The 17,345-nt window shown below is 67.3% G+C and carries 15 protein-coding genes, 1 tRNA gene and 2 pseudogenes; 13 read left to right on the top strand and 5 right to left on the bottom strand.

Features of this window, described 5'->3' with window-relative positions; translation table 11 throughout:
• Positions 1–412 precede the first annotated feature (412 nt).
• The 3 genes from ACO057_RS06760 to ACO057_RS06750 are packed head-to-tail and all read left to right on the top strand — an operon-like array spanning position 413 to position 2,588.
• Positions 413–847 carry a DUF2924 domain-containing protein gene (locus tag ACO057_RS06760; RefSeq protein ID WP_421989923.1) on the top strand — a complete coding sequence of 145 codons (435 nt, stop codon included), beginning with the start codon at positions 413–415 and terminating at the stop codon, positions 845–847.
• A complete protein-coding gene (locus tag ACO057_RS06755) occupies positions 844–2,187 on the top strand; it encodes a recombinase family protein (protein ID WP_421989921.1) in 1,344 nt (447 codons plus the stop codon). Before ACO057_RS06760 ends, ACO057_RS06755 begins: the two co-directional genes overlap by 4 nt.
• Positions 2,184–2,588 carry a hypothetical protein gene (locus ACO057_RS06750; RefSeq protein WP_421989919.1) on the top strand — a complete coding sequence of 135 codons (405 nt, stop codon included), beginning with the start codon at positions 2,184–2,186 and terminating at the stop codon, positions 2,586–2,588. The genes ACO057_RS06755 and ACO057_RS06750 overlap by 4 nt, the downstream gene beginning before the upstream one ends.
• Positions 2,589–3,532: 944 nt before the next feature.
• Here the strand turns inward: ACO057_RS06750 and ACO057_RS06745 are convergent.
• Positions 3,533–3,964 carry a PRC-barrel domain-containing protein gene (locus tag ACO057_RS06745; protein ID WP_421989917.1) on the bottom strand — a complete coding sequence of 144 codons (432 nt, stop codon included), beginning with the start codon at positions 3,962–3,964 and terminating at the stop codon, positions 3,533–3,535.
• A 449-nt stretch (positions 3,965–4,413) separates the two neighbouring features.
• Here ACO057_RS06745 and ACO057_RS06740 point away from each other — a divergent pair.
• A pseudogene (locus tag ACO057_RS06740) lies at positions 4,414–4,617 on the top strand (IS630 family transposase); the annotation flags it as partial.
• A gap of 213 nt (positions 4,618–4,830) precedes the next feature.
• Here the strand turns inward: ACO057_RS06740 and ACO057_RS06735 are convergent.
• Positions 4,831–5,292: a DUF4189 domain-containing protein gene (locus ACO057_RS06735; protein WP_421989915.1), complete on the bottom strand. Its 462-nt coding sequence runs from the start codon at positions 5,290–5,292 to the stop codon at positions 4,831–4,833.
• 863 nt (positions 5,293–6,155) lie between these two features.
• Here ACO057_RS06735 and ACO057_RS06730 point away from each other — a divergent pair.
• Positions 6,156–6,780 (top strand): annotated as a pseudogene (locus ACO057_RS06730) (IS5 family transposase); the annotation flags it as partial.
• 290 nt (positions 6,781–7,070) lie between these two features.
• On the opposite strand, the gene ACO057_RS06725 reads toward ACO057_RS06730, so the two are convergent.
• The 3 genes from ACO057_RS06725 to ACO057_RS06715 all read right to left on the bottom strand — a co-directional run bounded on the left by ACO057_RS06725 (position 7,071) and on the right by ACO057_RS06715 (position 9,386).
• Positions 7,071–7,160: transfer RNA gene (locus ACO057_RS06725), tRNA-Ser, on the bottom strand.
• Positions 7,161–7,207: 47 nt separating this feature from the next.
• Complete coding sequence (locus ACO057_RS06720; protein ID WP_421989913.1) at positions 7,208–7,981, bottom strand: SDR family NAD(P)-dependent oxidoreductase; 774 nt, start codon at positions 7,979–7,981, stop codon at positions 7,208–7,210.
• A gap of 4 nt (positions 7,982–7,985) precedes the next feature.
• Positions 7,986–9,386, bottom strand: a complete 1,401-nt coding sequence (locus tag ACO057_RS06715) for an MmgE/PrpD family protein (protein WP_421989911.1) — start codon at positions 9,384–9,386, stop codon at positions 7,986–7,988.
• Positions 9,387–9,502: 116 nt separating this feature from the next.
• Between ACO057_RS06715 and ACO057_RS06710 the strand changes: the two genes are divergently transcribed.
• From ACO057_RS06710 to ACO057_RS06675, 8 genes are read left to right on the top strand one after another with little or no spacing between them, the layout of a single operon-like run.
• Positions 9,503–10,489 carry a lytic murein transglycosylase gene (locus ACO057_RS06710; protein ID WP_421989909.1) on the top strand — a complete coding sequence of 329 codons (987 nt, stop codon included), beginning with the start codon at positions 9,503–9,505 and terminating at the stop codon, positions 10,487–10,489.
• On the top strand, positions 10,486–11,349 hold the full coding sequence (locus ACO057_RS06705; protein ID WP_421989907.1) for a septal ring lytic transglycosylase RlpA family protein: 864 nt from the start codon (positions 10,486–10,488) through the stop codon (positions 11,347–11,349). Before ACO057_RS06710 ends, ACO057_RS06705 begins: the two co-directional genes overlap by 4 nt.
• Positions 11,350–11,398: 49 nt before the next feature.
• Complete coding sequence (locus ACO057_RS06700; RefSeq protein ID WP_421989905.1) at positions 11,399–12,610, top strand: D-alanyl-D-alanine carboxypeptidase family protein; 1,212 nt, start codon at positions 11,399–11,401, stop codon at positions 12,608–12,610.
• On the top strand, positions 12,607–13,224 hold the full coding sequence (gene tmk / locus ACO057_RS06695; RefSeq protein ID WP_421989903.1) for a dTMP kinase: 618 nt from the start codon (positions 12,607–12,609) through the stop codon (positions 13,222–13,224). The genes ACO057_RS06700 and tmk overlap by 4 nt, the downstream gene beginning before the upstream one ends.
• Positions 13,221–14,225, top strand: coding sequence for a DNA polymerase III subunit delta' (locus ACO057_RS06690; protein WP_421989901.1), 1,005 nt, complete (start codon positions 13,221–13,223; stop codon positions 14,223–14,225). The genes tmk and ACO057_RS06690 overlap by 4 nt, the downstream gene beginning before the upstream one ends.
• Before the next feature lie 21 nt (positions 14,226–14,246).
• A complete protein-coding gene (metG, locus tag ACO057_RS06685; RefSeq protein WP_421989899.1) occupies positions 14,247–15,770 on the top strand; it encodes a methionine--tRNA ligase in 1,524 nt (507 codons plus the stop codon).
• Positions 15,767–16,537, top strand: a complete 771-nt coding sequence (locus ACO057_RS06680; RefSeq protein WP_421989897.1) for a TatD family hydrolase — start codon at positions 15,767–15,769, stop codon at positions 16,535–16,537. The genes metG and ACO057_RS06680 overlap by 4 nt, the downstream gene beginning before the upstream one ends.
• Positions 16,534–17,328, top strand: coding sequence for an MBL fold metallo-hydrolase (locus ACO057_RS06675; protein ID WP_421989894.1), 795 nt, complete (start codon positions 16,534–16,536; stop codon positions 17,326–17,328). Before ACO057_RS06680 ends, ACO057_RS06675 begins: the two co-directional genes overlap by 4 nt.
• The last annotated feature ends 17 nt before the right edge of the window (positions 17,329–17,345 follow it).

The raw sequence follows: 17,345 nt of genomic DNA, 5'->3' as shown, positions 1-17,345 counted from the left end.
ACACTGCCGATCCCCCGATTCGGCAGTCAGACCCAGCGAACTTATCACAACTACTCACTAGCCTGTTCCTTTGTTTTCGCTCGAATTCGCTGATTGCGATTTAGGCCTGTTGCTCCTGGGTGGCGATCGCGATGCTAGTTCTATGCGCAGCGAAGAACCAAATCCCCAACTGCCGCCTCACCTTCGGGAGGTATGCTCAATCCTATGCTTGGGACTGCTGCGGCTTCGGCGCCTCACAGATAAAGCCTCCGTCTGTTTGTTGGCGACCGCCGGGGAGAGTTCGCTACACTTCCTGGCCGACCAGAGCGGTCATGCGAACCTCGCAACTCGGAGAGCCGCATGAACCGCGCCACGAAAATCAAAGCCAAGCCTGTCGCCGGACCGATGATCGCCGCCATCCCCCCCGGCCGATGTGCTGGGCCGGCTGGCGGCCCTTAAGACCTCCTCCACGCCCGACCTGAAGCAGCAGTGGCGGGAGCTTTTCGCCACCGAGCCACCGCCCTACAATCGGCGCTACCTGGAAAGCCGCCTGGCCTATCGGATTCAGGAGCTGGCCTATGGCGGCCTGAAGCCCGAGACGATCCAGCGCCTCGAAGCGCTGGGTGAACAACTCGATGGTGGCAACCCCGTCCTGCGGCGCATCCGCGGCGACGACAAGCCGATTACCGGGACGCGGCTGATCCGCGATTACCATGGCGTCGAGCACAGCGTGACGGTGCTGCACGACGGCTACGAGTATCAAGGTCGCCCCTACCAGTCGCTGTCCTCCATCGCCCGCGCCATCACCGGCACGCGCTGGAATGGCTGGCTGTTCTTTGGCCTGAAGAATCGGAGGGGTTCGGCATGAAGCGCAAGCCAGCCGCCGACGCCGCCATGCCGGCCACGGTGAGGAAGATCCGCGCCGCCGTGTACACGCGGAAGTCGAGCGAGGAGGGGCTCGACATGGAGTTCAACTCGCTCGACGCCCAGCGCGAGAGCTGCGAGGCTTACGTCGCCAGCCAGCGGTCGGAGGGCTGGGTGCTGGTACCCGACCGCTACGACGATGGGGGCGTGTCTGGTGGCACGCTGGAACGGCCGGCGCTGCGGCGCCTGCTGGCCGACATTGAGCGCGGCCTGGTCGACGTGGTGGTGGTCTACAAGATCGACCGGCTGTCGCGCGCGCTGATGGACTTCGCCAAGCTGGTGGAGGTGTTCGACGCGAACAGCGTGACCTTCGTGTCCGTGACGCAGTCCTTCAACACGACCACCAGCATGGGGCGGCTCACGCTGAACATCCTGCTGTCGTTCGCGCAGTTCGAGCGCGAGGTGATCGGCGAGCGGATCCGGGACAAGGTGGCGGCGTCGCGGGCGAGGGGGATCTGGATGGGCGGCTTCGTGCCGCTCGGCTACGACGCGCGGGACCGCAAGCTGCTCGTGAACGAGCCCGAGGCCGAGCTGGTGCGGCGCATCTTCACAGGCTTCGTCGAGATCGGGTCGGGGACAAAACTGGTGGCGGCGCTGCGGGCCGAGGGCAGCCTCACCAAGCGCGGCCGCGCCTTCACGAAGAGCGACGTCTACCGCGTGCTGAGCAACCGGACCTACCTCGGCGAGGCCATGCACAAGGGGAAGTCGCACCCGGGCGAGCACGCGGCGATCGTGCCGCAGTTCATGTGGGACGCGGCCCATGCTGTCCTTACCGTGAGCCCGCGGGTCCGGGCCAACCGCACGCGCAATCAGACGCCGGCGCTGCTGCGCGGGCTGATCTTCGGCAGCGACGGCCGCGCCATGTCGCCCACGCACACACGCGGGCGCAGGGGCCAGCAATACCGGTACTACGTTAGCCAGTCCGTGCTGAAGGGCAGCGCCGCGGACGGGCCGGCTGTGGCTCGCATATCGGCCAAGGAGATTGAGGGTGCCGTTGTTGCGCAGGTTCGAGGCTTACTGCGGCAACCGGAAGTGATGCTCGGAACGTGGCAGGCCGCTCATAGCGCCCAGCGAGAGATCTCGGAGGAAGAGGTGAGGGGGGCGCTGGAGCAGTTGGAGCCGCTCTGGGAGCAGCTATTTCCAGCCGAGCAGGCGCGCATCGTTCAGCTGATGGTGGCTCGGGTCGATATCGGCGCCGATGGTGCAGATGTGCGGATGCGCGTGGATGGCCTTGCAACGCTGGCACGCGATCTCCGGCCATCGGCAACAAGGGCCGCGGCATGATCGCTTCGGAGCAGATGCTCACCGTCCGCGTGCCACTGGCTCATCGAAAGCAGGGAGGGCGCAAGCTGGTGGTGGCGCCTGCCGGCGGAGTTCTGCATGTCCCGGCCCGGATGGAAATGACGTTGGCTAAGGCGTTGGCGCGGGCGTTTCGGTGGAGGAGGCTGCTGCGCGAGGGGCGCTACAACTCGCTTGAGGATCTGGCGGCCAAAGAGGGTATCAGCCCGTCCTACGTCTCACGGGTGCTGCGGCTCACGCTGCTGGCACCGGTCGTCATCGAGGCGATTTTGGAGGGCCGGCAGCAGGACGGGCTTTCGTTGGCGGCGCTGATGCAGCCGTTTCCAGTCTGTTGGGTGGCGCAGGGTGATGCCTTTGGAACTCGGCTCGCTGCGGCGACGAGATAAGCGGCGTTTATCGAGGGCGAGCAGGGGAACGATCTAGATGCCCCGGTCCATCAGTTGCGAAACCGGATCGAATCAATAGATTCTATCTCATCAAATCGTTGGAAGCAGCTATGGTACTCCCACGATCGCATTCTAAATCATGAAATAAATCACCCAAATGATCGCCGCCCCGCCAGTAAGAAAATTTCCCCCATGGTTGCGCCTCGGAAAAGTGACGCTTGCCGCGGCAGGTCTGGCAATCGCCTGCTCGTCGCATGGCACGGCACAGACGGAGCGGGCAGTGCGCCCGCAGAATGAAGCAGATCGTCATCTGCGCTCGTGCAGCGCAGGAAACATCGACACAAGACGCCGATGCGAAACCGGTCGACAAACTTTCCTGCGAGCTTATGCCGGCGCCTTCAGGGGCGAATACGACGCGCAACGCATGGTCGCGCGCCTACTTGCCGCAGCCGCGGGAAGCCAGTCCGCTCAGACGCCATCTAGCGCCGTGATCCCCGACCAGGTTGAGGCATGTGCATGGAGGAGGGTTCTCATTAATCAGGACCAACTCGATCCGAGAGACGAAGCAAGAGAACGGCGCGATTGTAATCGGCTGATGGAATCGGACCGTCTTGCCGCCAACCTGCGGGCGTCCGAGCTTATGCTGCGGATCGGGAATGCCCGCGGCGCTGTGGCGCCCGAACGGCGAGGCGATTGCGGAGATGCATGCGGGGATGATCAATCTGTGGAGAGCGCAGACGCCGTGGCGTGGTGACCTGTAAGGCCGCGCATCCGGGAGGCGCAGACAGGCGGCGAAAATCGCGATGGAAGAGCTCACCGTCAACCCTTCCGATGGCATAAGGCTGGTTGCGCAGAACTCGAGGAGGCGATCACGGACGGGCAGCAGCCAGCGGGTCTGGCGGCGGATGGCCGAACGCAATCCTCGACCCGCCGCCGCCATTCGTTCAATTGCGTGCGGGGTAAGTGAACGCCGGCCGCGCCTTGAGGCTATCGACCGTCGCGCCCGGAAGCATCCACCGATCGCGTTCGCCATTCCAACGCAAATTGCTCAATGGGATAGCGATATAGCGCTCACCCATCCCAAGAAATCCGCCGACCGATAGCACGGCAATCGTCGCACCTCCGCCAGTGTCGACCATCAGATCGTGCACTTCTCCGACGTTGCGATTTTCTTCGTTGATAATATTCGCACCGATGATGGTGCTAGCGCGGCGAGCGCCGGGCATTGCCCTTGGCGTCACGACCGTTGTCGTAGGCGGCGTTGCGGTCACGGGCGCCGAGGGGGTCGCAGTGCCACTGGTTTGCGCAAGCGCGAAGGCGGGCATTGCCAATGCCGCCGCGGTCAGCACAGCCCGCCGAATAGGTGAATTGATCATCTATCTTCCTCCTTTAGGGATCCACTTGCAGATCGACCTTTTGAACGCGCCAGGTTGCCGGATAGTTCCCTGCCGTGGCCTCCTTCGGGCGAAAGTTCACGTTGGAGGAAAGATCGACCCGTCCGACGTGTCTCGGGTGCAGTGCCTCACGCTGCCGGCGTCAGACACGATGCCGCTGATCACACGCCGACCGTCCACGTGATGCGCGCCAGGCTGGTTCGTCGGCAGCAGCGGCGCAATCGATGCCCACTGCCGGTCCGTCAGCCAGAACTCTCCCGCCATGATCCACGCTCCCCTCATGCAGAGCTTGAATCATGGCCCGCCGCGTCGCAGCCAGAACTGATTGGGTTAGGAGCCTAGAGCGCTCCTCGATCTGAATGAATCGTGGGTCTTCCCCGACGCGGGGGAGATTTGACTCAAACTATCTGTCGGCGAGGAGGTCGACAGAGATGTCGAAGGCCCTTTCAGTCGATCTGCGGGAACGTGCGGTGGCTGCGGTCACGGGCGGCGCATCACGCCGCGCCGCAGCGGCGCGCTTTGGTGTTGGCATATCGACCGCCATTCGCTGGTGCGCGATGGCCCATGATACGGGTTGGGTAGCTCCCGGCCCATTGGGAGGTGATCGCCGCTCCGCCCGGGTCGAGGCCCATGCGACCAAAAACTCAACATCTTCCGCGCCTCCTTCCTCTGCGGCCTGCTGGGCTACTCCCTGCTCCGTAGGGCGCCGCAGGACTGGCCAGGAACGCCTTCGCGGTAGGTAAAGGGCCAGATGGGTGCAAGTCGGCACCGCTTTTGGCGAGCTCGACGGTTGCATGCCCATGGAAAGGCCCGGCGCGAGTCTCCGACCGGGCATTCTGGCGACTGATTTAGAGCACTAGTGGGCCGCATTGCGCGGCAACGATCCGGCAGGTTCCCTGGCGGTCAACCGAAGCGCATTCCGCCATCGCATCCTGCTCGGCAGACGAGCGGCTCGCGGCGGAACCTTGGCTAGTGGAGGTAACGGTAAAGGTGCTTGGATCAGAGGTCATGAAGAGGGCATGGGGCGACCGCTGAATGCCCTGGGCGATTGCCCCACACATTGAGGTAAATTCTCCGATCATCCGGCATCCAGCTCCTGATGCGGCGCAGCGTTGCTCGGCAATTCGATAAGCGGCAAGGCGATCGGAATTGCCAATGACCATGCCGAAGCCGCTGGACGGCGCGCGGGCTGCGTAGACAACGCCATAGCCGTTCGGCGCTGCCGTCATCTGCGGCAGAACTGCCGCGGGCCGTCTGCTCGCTGCAACACGCTGCTGGTTGCTCGTTACGCGGCGCTGCTGGCTGCTCACCACACCTCGCTGCTGGGTAAAGTTAGCTACGGCCCCGCACCGGATTCGGCACGCTTGGGCGGGAGGCTGGCGACCATGTTGGGCGGTCCGATCTAAACAGTCTGCCTGACATCTTTGTAGAACCGTCCCGAACGCGGTGGACGCAGGGCGGTTCGGTTGCGCTGAAGCCGAGTAAATGGCGAAGAGGGTTATTATAAAACTTAGACCGATAACGGAAATAGATTTTGTCATTATTTTTTCTCCGCTTCCCATTTCGGGTTGCAGAAATTCTCTAGAAGAACCTAATTTTATTTGCACGATATTTATATTTTCGGCGCGCTTTATAGTCCTGCAACTTTCAGGGACGTTGTGGGTAGCCGCTCGCGAAACGCCTTTTGATGATGACCAGCTTGCCATAAGTCGAGGTAGCCGGCCGCCGAGAGCCCCCACCGATTAGCGTGCTCACGCCGTCCGCCCCCGCCATCACCGAAGCCCCCAAGGTGTGGATGCTCAGAACGAGAGGCGCAGGCGCCGCGATTTGTTCATCACGACAAGAGCCTACTCCTGGCCGCCGTTGGCTTCCGCGCCGGCAGCAACTGCGGCAATGCCGAATTGCTCTACCGCCATTCGAGCGACAGCTGGCGCGAGGTCGAACTGGAGAGTTGGGAAGGGCGTTGTATACGACTTCGCGCGCATGTCGCTCTGGTGCGACGCGGACGAGAATTGTTGCTCGGCCGGCGGCGACGCGGTCGCCGAACTGCGCCTGGAGAGCGAGCGGCTGGCTCGCCTCAGGCTTGGTACACAGATGTTGAGGACGCAGCGCGAGAACCTGAGCTGTCATTCCAGAAGGCAGAAATTTGCCAATGCGACCTCGATATTCTTTCTGGCGCGACGCGCCAGCGGCCTATGGCCCGCACAAGACCATCTACAACCGTTTCATCCGCTGGAGCCGGCTGGGTGTGTTCAACCGCATCTTCGCAGGCCTTGCGGCCGAAGGTGGCAAGGCCGACCAGCTGATGATCGATGCCACCCATCTCAAGGCGCATCGGACGGCTGCCAGCCTGCTCAAAAAGGGGCTGTTCCCCGACGTATCGGCAGAACCAAGGGCGGCCTGAATTCCAAGCTGCATGCCATCTGCACGACCGTGGCCGGCCCCGCGTCATGCTGCTCACTGAAGGCCAGATGAGCGACTACAAGGGCCCCGCCCTGATGTTCGACGCCATACCTCCGGCCCCGGTCCTGCTCGGCGATCGGGGCTACGATGCCGACTGGCTCCGCCACGCGCTCGCCGCGCGTGGCTCCATCGCCTGCATCCCCTCACGTGAAAACCGCAAGGTACCGATCCCGCACGACGCCGCTCTCTACAAGCGTCGCCACAAGATCGAAAACATGTTCGGCCGCATCAAGGACTGGCGCCGCATCCACACCCGCTACGACCGATGCGCACGCGCCTTCATGGCCGCCATCGCACTCGCCGCCATCGTCATCTTCTGGATCAATGAGTCCTGAGCCTAGCACAAGCGCGCCTATGTCTCATTTCGCTCTCGAAGTACGGATTTCGCGCAAGTGAGGTTCGAACCACAGCGGCGCCGTTCGCGCTGAAACCGGCCTTTAACCTCATTTTTTGGACGCCGAACTAAATCGCCGCAGTCATGAGATCCGGAGAGAAAGCGCCGCCGGAGAGCGATTTTCGGTCGCCGTTGCGCCGAGCTGGTTCAGAGGTCTCACCCGAAGACGGCAGGAAACCTGCCACTCAGCGCCGCATCCGGTAACGGAGAGAACGCGACTGGCATACGGAGTGGCGGACAGGGTGGGATTCGAACCCACGGTGGGGTCACCCCCACGCCGGTTTTCAAGACCGGAGCCATAGACCACTCGACCACCTGTCCTCGCAGCATGCATGTCGCCAAAGGCGGGCGAGGGCGCAAGCCCCCCCTCAGAGGTTGCGTCGCGCATTCCGCAGCGTCGGCAGCCCGATCCCCGAGGCCTCGAACCCGCCATCCACGGCCAGGACCTGGCCCGTGATGTAGCTGGAGGCTTCGCTGCAGAGGAAATAGATCACCTCGGCCAGCTCGCTCTCCAGCCCATAGCGGTTGAGCGGGATGGCGTCGTGGTAGTCGGCGCGGATCTCGGGCGTGTGCACCGCCTTGGCCATGGCCGTGTCCACCGGGCCGGGCGCCACCGCGTTCACCCGGATGCCGAGCCCGGCCAGCTCCACCGCCTGCTGCTTGGTGAGGTGCGCCAGCGCGGCCTTGCTCGTCCCATATGCCACCCGCAGCGTCGAGGCGCGCAGCCCGGAGATGGAGGTGACGTTCACCACCGCGCCGCCGCCCGTCTCCGCCATCAGCGGCGCGGCCGCCTGCACGGTGAGGAAGGGGCCGGTGAGGTTCACCGCCATCACACGCGCCCATTCCTCGGGCGTGGTCTCGAGCATCGGTTTGAAGACGGCGGTGCCCGCATTGTTCACCAGCGCGTCGAGACGACCGAAATGCGCCGCGGCCCGGCCGATCGCCGCCCGGACCTCGGCGGCATCGGCCACGTCGCAATGCAAGGCGAGCGTCTCGCCCCCGAGATCGCCGACCGTGCGCGTCAGGGTGTCCAGGTCGATGTCGAGCAGCGCCACGCGCCACCCCTCGGCCAGGAAGCGCTTCGCGGTGGCGAGGCCGATGCCGCGGCCGGCACCGGTCACCACCGCGACGCGATCGGTCACGCGGCTATTCGCCGGCCAGTCGGGTTTCCATGCGCGGCACGCCCAGGCGCATCAGACCGTTCACATCGCCCGCGCCGGCCAGCCCGACCACCGCATCGGCCAGCTGCGTCGCCTGGGCCGCACCGAGCACGGCATCGGCCAAGCCATGGAACTTCGCCCGCAGCTCGTCCTCGGTGAGGAAGTTTGCCGGCTCGCCCTTGGGCACCACGACCATCTTGGTGAAGGTCTGGCCGCGGGCGCGGACGGTCAGCTTGCCCGACATATAGGCCGGGAACTCGGCCTGGACCTCGGGGTCCTCGACGCATTCGATCTTCGGCATGAGGGCGCGCAGCTCGGGCGCGTTCATCTTCGGATAGCTGTCCCAGCCGAAATGGCCATGCGCCAGGGCGCAGGCCACCACGAAGGGACCGCTGAACTGGCCGTCCACCACGTTCTGCGGGTTCTGCTTATAGGGCAGGGGGGCGCCCACCAGCAGCATGCCCTTGTTGGGCAGACCCATGGTAACCGATTCGATCTCTTCGGCCTTGAGGCCGTGCTCGGCGCGCAAGGCGAGGGCGGCATCCACATTCGCGTGGCCGTAGCGGCAGGAGGGATAGGGCTTCACCGCCGTCTCCATGAGCTCGAACTCGGTCCCCAGGCCGCGCACCGCGCGCTCGGGCACCGGGTTCGGCGCATAGGCGCGCAGGAAGCCGGCCTTGCCCTCGAGGGCCTCGGCGGCGCCGCGGAAGCCCTCGCGCGCCAGCAGCGCGGCCGAAAGACCGGCCATCGAGGCCCAGCCCACCTGGAACCGCTTGGTCCAGGCGCCGTTCTTCAGGAATTGCAGGCTGCCGGCCGACTGGCTGAGCGCGATGCCGAAGGCATCCTCGATCTGAGCGGCCGAGAGCCCCATGACCCGGCCTGCCGCCGCCGCCGCGCCGAAGACGCCGCAGGTGGCCGTCGGGTGATAGCCGCGGTCGTAATGATCGCCGCCGGGCAGGGCCACGGCGAGGCGGTTCGTGACCTCGTAGCCCGCCACGATGGCCGCGATCACGTCCTTGCCCGAGGCGCCGGTCAGTTCGGCTGCCGCCAGCGCGGCGGGGATCACGGGCGAGCCCGGATGCAGCGTTCCGGCGGCATGGGTGTCGTCGAAATCGAGGCTATGGGCGAAGGCGCCGTTCAGCAGGGCCGCGCCCATCGGCGACCAGCGGCTCGCCTCGCCCAGCACGGCGTGGTTGCCGTGCGACAGGCCCATGGTGCGGGCGGCGGCCATCAGGGGCGCGCTGCTCTCGGCGTCATGCCGGCCGCGGACGATATTGCCGAAGAGATCCAGGATCAGGAACCGCGTGCGGGTCTCGACCTCGGGGGGCAGATCCTCGTGGCGAATCGAAGCGGCATAGCGGGCAAACTGGACGGTGACATCGGTCATGACGTGACCTCCTTCCTCAAGATTTTCCCCAGTAAACCAGAGGCGGGCGGACCGCGCCAGCGCGCCCCCGCGCATCCGCGTTGCAGCCGCGGCCCGGAAGTGCCACTTAAGGCCGCATGTTCACGCGACGTTTCCTGCCGGCCTTTGCAACGGGTTTGGCAGCGACCCCAGCCTTCGGACGGAACGCACGCGGGCAGGGCAGCTTTCCTGCCTTCCTGGACGGGGTCCGCAGCGAGGCGCGCCGCGCCGGCGTCAGCGCCAATACCCTCAACCGGGCGCTGAACAACCTGCAGCCCAATGACCGCGTGCTGGAACTCGACCGCCGGCAGGCCGAGTTCACCCAGACCTGGCCGCAATATCGCGACGCGCGCCTCTCCCAGACCCGGATCGACGCCGGCCGGCGCGCCTATGCCGACAACCGCACGCTGCTGCAGGCCATCGAGGCCCGCTACCGGGTTTCGCCCCGCGTGGTCGTCGCCATCTGGGGGATGGAGACGAATTACGGCAGCTTCACCGGCAATTTCAACGTGATCGAGGCCCTGGCGACCCTCGCCTGGGAGGGCCGGCGCGCCACTTTCTTCCGGGCCGAGCTGATGGCCGCCCTGCGCATCCTCGACGCCGGCCATGTCAGCTTCGAGCGCATGCGTGGCAGCTATGCCGGCGCCATGGGCAACCCCCAGTTCATGCCCACCAGCTTCGAGCGCCTGGCCGTGGACTTCGATGGCGACGGCCGCCGCGACATCTGGGACAACAAGGCCGATGCCCTGGCCTCCATCGCCAATTACCTCGGCCGCTCGGGCTCCGGCTGGCGCGAGGGCGAGATCTGGGGCTTCGAGGTGCTGACGCCCCAGGGCTTCGATACAGCCCTGGCCGATCACCGCCAGCCCCGCGCCATGGCGGAATGGGCCCGGATGGGCGTGAGCCGCGCCAGCGGCGGCGGGCTGCCGGGCAGTGCCGGCGACTGGGCGATCGTGATCCCGGGCCTGTCGCGCGGCGACACCCAGGCCTTCATGGTCGGCCAGAATTTCATGCAGATCCGGCGGTACAACCCGTCCAATTTCTATGCGACGGCCGTCGGGCTGCTGTCCGACCGGGTGGCGTGAAGCACGCCGTCCTGGCGCTGCTGCTGCTGGCCAGCTGCGCGCCGACGCCGAGGGTGGTGCCTCAGCCGCGCTACAATCTCGGCGAGCCCTATCGGCAGGGCGGGTTATGGTCCTACCCCCGCGAGGCGTTCGACCTCGACGAATCCGGCATCGCGGCGATCCTGCCCGGCTCGTCGGCAGGCCTCACCGCCAATGGCGAGCCGCGCGACGCCCGCGGCATGCTCGCCGCCCACCGGACGCTCCAGCTGCCGGCCATCGTCACCGTCACCAATCTGGAAAACGGCCGCTCGCTGCGGCTGCGCGTGAACGATCGCGGCCCGCAGGCGGTCGGCCGCGTCATCGGCGTGACGCCGCGCGCCGCCGAGCTGCTGGGCGCGCGCGGCCCCTTCCGGGCGCGCGTCGTCGTGGACGGACAGGCCTCGCGCGCCGCCATCGAGGGCCTCGCCGGGCAGAACATCCTGCCGATCCAGGCCGCGCCCATGGGCCGGGTGGAGCGGGAAGGGCTGGCGCCCCCGGACGGCGCCCGCGGCTCCGCCGGGCCGCTCACCGTCGCCCGCGCCCGCACCGAGGAAGCCCCCGTGGTCGCCGCCACGCCCGAGCGCCTGCCGGAGCAGGTCATCCAGGGGCCGGTCGCCTATGCCGGCTCGATCTGGCTGGAGGCAGGCCGATTCTTCCGGCGCGATCTCGCCCAGGCCCAGGCCGCGCGCATCGGCGGCCGGGCCGAGCCCTTCGGCCCGGCGGGGCGCCAGCAGCAATGGCGCGTGCGTTCCGGCCCTTATTCGACCATCCCCGAGGCCGATGCCGCCCTGGCGCGCGCCCTTGCCGCCGGCCAGCCGGAGCTGCGGCTTGCGGTGGAATAGGCCAGGGGCGTATGGGCAGGGCCTGCCCGCTCACTTGGGGGATTCCCTTATGCTTCGCCGTGCCCTGATTGGGGCTTCCGCCTCCCTCGGACTGGCCGAAACCGCCGCCGCCCAGCCACGCGGGGCCGCCGCGGCCCGCCCGCAGGCGCGCACGCCTCCGGCGCCCACCGCCCCGCCGGCCTCCTCGCCGATCGGCCCCGTCGACACGATCGCCCGCAACGTGGTGCTGATCGACTTCGAGACGGGCGCCACCCTGCTGAACAAGCAGGCGGACGAGCGCATGCCTCCGGCCTCCATGTCCAAGCTCATGACCATGTATGTGGTCTTCGAGCACATCAAGGCCGGCCGCCTGCGGCTGGACCAGCTGCTGCCGGTGAGCGACACGGCCTGGCGCATGGGCGGCTCGCGCATGTTCCTCGAGCGGGCCTCGACCGTCTCGGTGGACGACCTGTCGCGCGGCGTCATCATCCAGTCAGGCAACGATGCCTGCGTGGCGCTGGCCGAGGGCATCTCGGGCTCCGAACGCGCCTTTACCGAGCTCATGAACAACATGGGCCGCGAGCTTGGCCTGACCGGCAGCAGCTTCCACAACGCCACCGGCTGGCCCGACCCCGAGCACCGGATGACCCCCCGCGACCTCGCGACCCTGGCGCGGCGGGTGATCCTGGACCACCCGGATTCCTACCGGCTCTACGGCGAGCGCAGCTTCAGGTGGAACAACATCAACCAGGAGAACCGCAATCCGCTGCTGGGCCGCGTCGCCGGAGCGGATGGGCTGAAGACCGGCCATACCGAGGAGGCCGGCTATTGCCTCACCGCCAGCGTGAAGCGCGGCGAGCGGCGGCTGATCCTTGTCGTCGCCGGACTGCCGACCATGCGGGCACGCTATGAGGAATCCGAGCGACTGATCGAATGGGGCTTCCGCGAGTTCGACAATGTCGTGCTGTTCCGCGCGGCGGACACGATCGACCAGGTGCCGGTCTATCTCGGCGACCGTCCGAGCGTGCCGCTGGTGGGCGGGCGCGAGGTGGTGGCGACCGTGCCGCGCGGCTGGCGGGAATCGCTGCAGGCCAAGGTGCGCTTCGACGCGCCGGTGCCCGCGCCGGTGGTGAAGGGCCAGGAGCTGGGCCGGATCGAGGTGTCGGGCCGGGGCGTGCCGCCGATGAGCCTGCCGCTCTACGCGGGGGCGGACGTGGATCGCCTCGGCGTGGTGGCGCGGATTCCCGCGGTGATCTCGCGGATGATCGGCGGCGGGACTTGATTCCCAAATTCGTCAGCTTCGAGGGCGGCGAGGGGGCAGGGAAATCTACCCAGGTTAAAATTCTTAGTTCCTATCTCGCATCCTTGGGGCATTCCATCCTAAGAACACGCGAGCCGGGCGGCTCGGCGGGCGCCGAGGCCGTGCGGGGACTGCTCCTCTCGCGCCCCTGGGATCCTCTGGCCGAGATGGCGCTGCACTTCGCCGCCCGGCGCGAGCACTGGGCCCGGAGCATCCGGCCGAGCCTCGCCGCCGGAAGCTGGGTCGTCTGCGATCGCTTCTTCGACAGCACCTTGGCCTATCAGGTGGGCGGGCAGGGGGCGCCGCACGAGGTCTGGACGCAGTTGCGCACCGCCCTGCTGGGCGATGTGGCACCGGACCTGACCCTTTTGCTGGACCTTCCGGTCGAGGCTGGGCTGGCCCGCGCCGATGCGCGGGGCGAGACCAATCGCTACGAGACGCTGGGGCCGGAGTTCCACGCCCGCGTCAGGCAGACATTCCTGGCCCAGGCGGCCGCCGAGCCGAAGCGCTTCGTGGTCATCGACGCCACCCAGCCCAAGGCGGCGGTGAGCGCCGCCATCCTCGCCGCCTGCCGCGAAAGGCTCGGCCTGCCGTGATTCCCCCGCCGCCCCGCGCCAATCCGATGCTCTTCGGCCATCAGGAGGCCGCGGCGAACCTCGCGGCCTCCGCGCGATCGGGCCGGCTGGCCCATGCCTGGCTCTTCACCGGCCCACCTGGGATCGGCAAGGCGACGCTCGCCTATCGCTTCGCGCGCTGGCTCCTGGCGGGCCAGCCGCAGGAGCCCGAGGGCGCACCGGCGCTCCAGCTGTTGGACGACGATCCTATTCTCCGCCGCGTCTCCGCCGGCAGCCATGCGGATCTGATGGTGTTGGAGCCCCAGCAGGAGCCGGGCAAGCGGCACATCATCAAGGTGGAGGAGGCCCGGGCCGCCCGGACCTTCCTCAACTTCACCGCGGCCGAGGGCGGCTGGCGCGTCGTCGTCATGGACGAGGTGGAGGCCATGGAAGCGGCTTCGGCCAATACCATCCTGAAGACGCTGGAGGAGCCGCCGCCGCGCACGGTGCTGCTGCTGATCACCTCGGCGCCCGGCCGTCTGCTGCCCACGATCCGCAGCCGCTGCCGGCGGCTGGACCTGGTCGGGCTGGAGCGGCCGGAGATGGACCGGCTGCTCGCCGAATGGCTGCCCGAAAAATCGCGCGGCGAGCGCGACGCCCTGGCCGTCCTGGCCGAGGGCTCGCCCGGCCGCGCGCTGGAGCTCGCGGCGGGCGAGGGGGTCGAGCTGGCGAGGCTGGCCGAGGCGACCCTGGCGAATCTGCCGGGCGCGGAGGGCGCCTTCGCTTTGGCCGATCGCATCGGCGGGCGGGAGGCGGCGCTGGCTTTTCCGGCCTTTTTCAACCTGTTGCAGCGCCATCTCTCCCAAGCCCTGCGCGAGGCGGCACGCGGCGGGGTCGCGCCCAACTGGCTCGCCGCCCGGCCGCTGGCGGCCTGGGCCGAGGCTTCGGAGGCCGTCCGCAAGCTGATCCAGGACACGGAACGACTGTCGCTCGATCGCCGTCAGGCCGTCCTGGTGGCGATGGACACCTTGCGAGGCCGCTAGAGCCGGCCCATAGGTCGCCTCATGCCGATCTACCTCACCACGCCCATCTATTACGTCAACGACAAGCCGCATATCGGCCACGCCTATACCAGCCTGGCGACCGACGTGCTCGCCCGCTGGCACCGGCTGTCCGGCCGGGAGGTCTTCTTCCTCACCGGCACCGATGAGCATGGCCAGAAGGTCGAGAAGGCCGCACTGGACGCCGGGGAGGCGCCGCAGGCCTTCACCGATCGCGTTAGCCAGGCCTTCCGCGACCTCACGATCACCATGGGCTTCTCCAACGACGCCTTCATCCGCACGACCGAGAAGCGGCATTACGAAGCCTGCCAGGCGCTGTGGAAGCGGCTGGAGGAGCGCGGCCACATCTATCTGGGCGCCTATGAGGGCTGGTACGCCATCCGCGACGAGGCCTTCTACGGGCCGGACGAGCTGGTCGAGCGCGACGGCGTGAAATACGCGCCCTCGGGCGCGCCGGTGGCCTGGGTGCGGGAGCCTTCCTACTTCTTCAAGCTCTCCGAATGGGGCGACAAGCTCCTGGAATTCTTCGACGCCAATCCCGATTTCATCGCGCCCGAGAGCCGGCGCAACGAGGTCATCAGCTTCGTGAAGTCCGGCCTTTCGGACCTCTCCATCTCGCGCACCTCCTTCAAATGGGGCGTGCCGGTGCCGGGCGACGACGCGCATGTGATGTATGTCTGGCTCGACGCGCTGACGAACTACATCACCGCGCTGGGCTATCCCGATGAAAAGGCGGAAAATTGGCGCTTCTGGCCGGCCAATGTGCATTTCGTCGGCAAGGACATCCTGCGCTTCCACGCCATCTATTGGCCCGCCTTCCTCATGGCCGCCGGCCTCCTCCCGCCGGCACGGGTCTTCGCCCATGGCTGGTGGACAAATGAGGGCCAGAAGATCAGCAAGTCGCTGGGCAACGTGATCGATCCGGTGGAGCTGGTGGAGGAATACGGGCTCGATCCGATCCGCTACTTCCTCATGCGCGAAGTGCCCTTCGGCCAGGATGGCGACTTCTCGCGCATCGCGCTGGGCCACCGCCTGAACGGCGAGCTGGCCGATGTGCTGGGCAACCTCGCCAATCGCACGCTCTCGCTCATCCAGCGCAATTGCGAGGGCAAGCTGCCCACGCTGCCGCCCGCGCGCGACATGGACACGACGCTGCTGGCGCCGCTCGATACCATCGTGGAATCGGTCGGCAAGCTGCTGGAAGCGCAGGAATATCATCTCGCGCTGGAGGAGGTCTTCCGCCAGGTCCGCGGCGCGAACGGCTATATCACCGTCCAGGCGCCCTGGGCCCTGAAGAAGACGGACCCGACGCGGATGACCGAGGTGCTGCGCCACCTCCACACCGCTCTGCGCGCCTATGCGACCGTGCTGCAGCCCTTCATGCCGACCACGATGGGCGCGCTGCTCAACCAGCTCGGCGTCCCCGCCGGCGCGCGCGACCTCGCCGCCCTGGCGACGCCGCTGCCCGACGGCATCGACCTGCCGCCGCCTTCGCCGCTGTTCCGCAAGATCGAGATCGCCGCGTGATCGTCGATAGCCACTGCCATCTGGACTACTTCTCCGAGACCGAGGTCGAGGAGATCCTGACCCGCGCGGCCGAGGCCGGCGTCGAGCGGATGGTCACCATCGGGACCTCCATCCCGCAGGCCGCGGAAGTGATCCGGCTCGTCGATCGCTTCCCGCAGGTCTGGGGCACGGTCGGCGTGCATCCGCATCGCGCGGCCGAGGGCGAGATGCCCACGGTCGAGGAGCTGGTGGCGCTGGCGCGGCATCCGCGCGTGATCGGCCTGGGCGAGAGCGGCCTGGACTATTTCTACGACAAGGCGCCGCGCGAGGTGCAGCAGGAAGGCTTCCGCCGCCATTGCCGGGCTGCGCGGGCGAGCGGCCTGCCGCTGGCCATCCATGCGCGCGATGCCGATACCGACATCGCGCGGATCCTGGCCGAGGAGCGGGAAGGGGGCGCATTTCCCTTCCTCCTGCATTGCTTCAGCTCCTCGCCCTGGCTGGCCGACCGCGCCGTCGAGATGGGTGGCTATATCTCCTTCTCGGGCATCCTGACCTTCCCCAAGTCGACCGAGCTGCGCGAGGTCGCGGCCCGACTGCCGGCCGACCGGCTGCTGCTGGAGACGGATTCGCCCTATCTCGCGCCCGTGCCGCTGCGCGGCAAGCGGTGCGAGCCGGCCTATACGGCGCATACCGCCAAGGTTCTGGCCGGCTGCCGCGGCGTGGGCATGGCGGAGATCGGCGAGATCACCACCGCCAACTTCCATCGTTTGTACCCCAAAGCCGCATGAGACTGCGCGTCACGCTGCTCGGCACCGGACCGTCCCAGGGCGTTCCGGCCGTCGGGGGAACCGACGGTTGTGGCAACTGGGGCGAATGCGACCCGGCCGAGCCGCGCAACCGCCGCGGGCGGACTTCGGCGCTGATCGAGGCCGAGGACGGCACCCGGCTGCTGGTGGATTGCGGCCCGGACCTGCGGACCCAGCTGCTGGACAACCGGATCGCGGGTTTCGACGCGCTGCTGGTGACCCATGCCCATGCCGATCACATCGCCGGCATCGACGAACTGCGCGCGGTGAACCGCGCCACGCGGCGCGTCCTGCCCATCTACGCCACGGAAGTGACGCTCAAGGAGCTCCAGGACCGCTTCAGCTACGTCTTCCGACCGGCCACCAGCGGCTTCTTCCGTCCCGCGCTCGAGGCGCAGGTCGCGGCGCCCGGCGAGACGATCCGCCTCGGGCCCATGGAGATCCGGCTCTTCGACCAGGACCACGTGGTCATGCGCTCGCTGGGCCTGCGGATCGGCGGCTTCGCCTATACGACGGACGTGCTGACTTTCCCGCCCGAGAGCTTCGAGCAGCTGCGCGGCCTCGACACCTGGGTCGTCGGCTGCATGACCTCGGGGACAAATCCGGTGCACGCCAATCTCGACCAGGTCCTGGCCTGGGTCGCCGAGCTGCGTCCGCGCCGGACGATCCTCACGCATCAGGGCGACCGTATGGACTATGCCAGCATCTCCGCGCGGCTGCCGGCGGGGGTGGAGATGGGCTTCGACGGAATCGCGCTGGAAGTGCCGATTTGAGCCAACCCACGGGATCC

It is taken from the genome of Roseococcus sp. (assembly GCF_965227005.1).
In the GTDB taxonomy this organism is placed as follows: domain Bacteria; phylum Pseudomonadota; class Alphaproteobacteria; order Acetobacterales; family Acetobacteraceae; genus Roseococcus.
The sequence above is the reverse complement of the archived record's forward strand: the minus strand, read 5'-3'. Positions and strand labels throughout refer to the sequence as shown.

Excerpts from the sequence above, each read along its gene's own strand:
- ACO057_RS06755 (WP_421989921.1), top strand. The coding sequence starts at position 844 with ATGAAGCGCAAGCCAGCCGCCGACGCCGCCATGCCGGCCACGGTGAGG.
- ACO057_RS06750 (WP_421989919.1), top strand. The coding sequence starts at position 2,184 with ATGATCGCTTCGGAGCAGATGCTCACCGTCCGCGTGCCACTGGCTCAT.
- ACO057_RS06745 (WP_421989917.1), bottom strand. The coding sequence starts at position 3,964 with ATGATCAATTCACCTATTCGGCGGGCTGTGCTGACCGCGGCGGCATTG.
- ACO057_RS06715 (WP_421989911.1), bottom strand. The coding sequence starts at position 9,386 with ATGACCGATGTCACCGTCCAGTTTGCCCGCTATGCCGCTTCGATTCGC.
- ACO057_RS06710 (WP_421989909.1), top strand. The coding sequence starts at position 9,503 with ATGTTCACGCGACGTTTCCTGCCGGCCTTTGCAACGGGTTTGGCAGCG.
- ACO057_RS06700 (WP_421989905.1), top strand. The coding sequence starts at position 11,399 with ATGCTTCGCCGTGCCCTGATTGGGGCTTCCGCCTCCCTCGGACTGGCC.
- metG (WP_421989899.1), top strand. The coding sequence starts at position 14,247 with ATGCCGATCTACCTCACCACGCCCATCTATTACGTCAACGACAAGCCG.
- ACO057_RS06675 (WP_421989894.1), top strand. The coding sequence starts at position 16,534 with ATGAGACTGCGCGTCACGCTGCTCGGCACCGGACCGTCCCAGGGCGTT.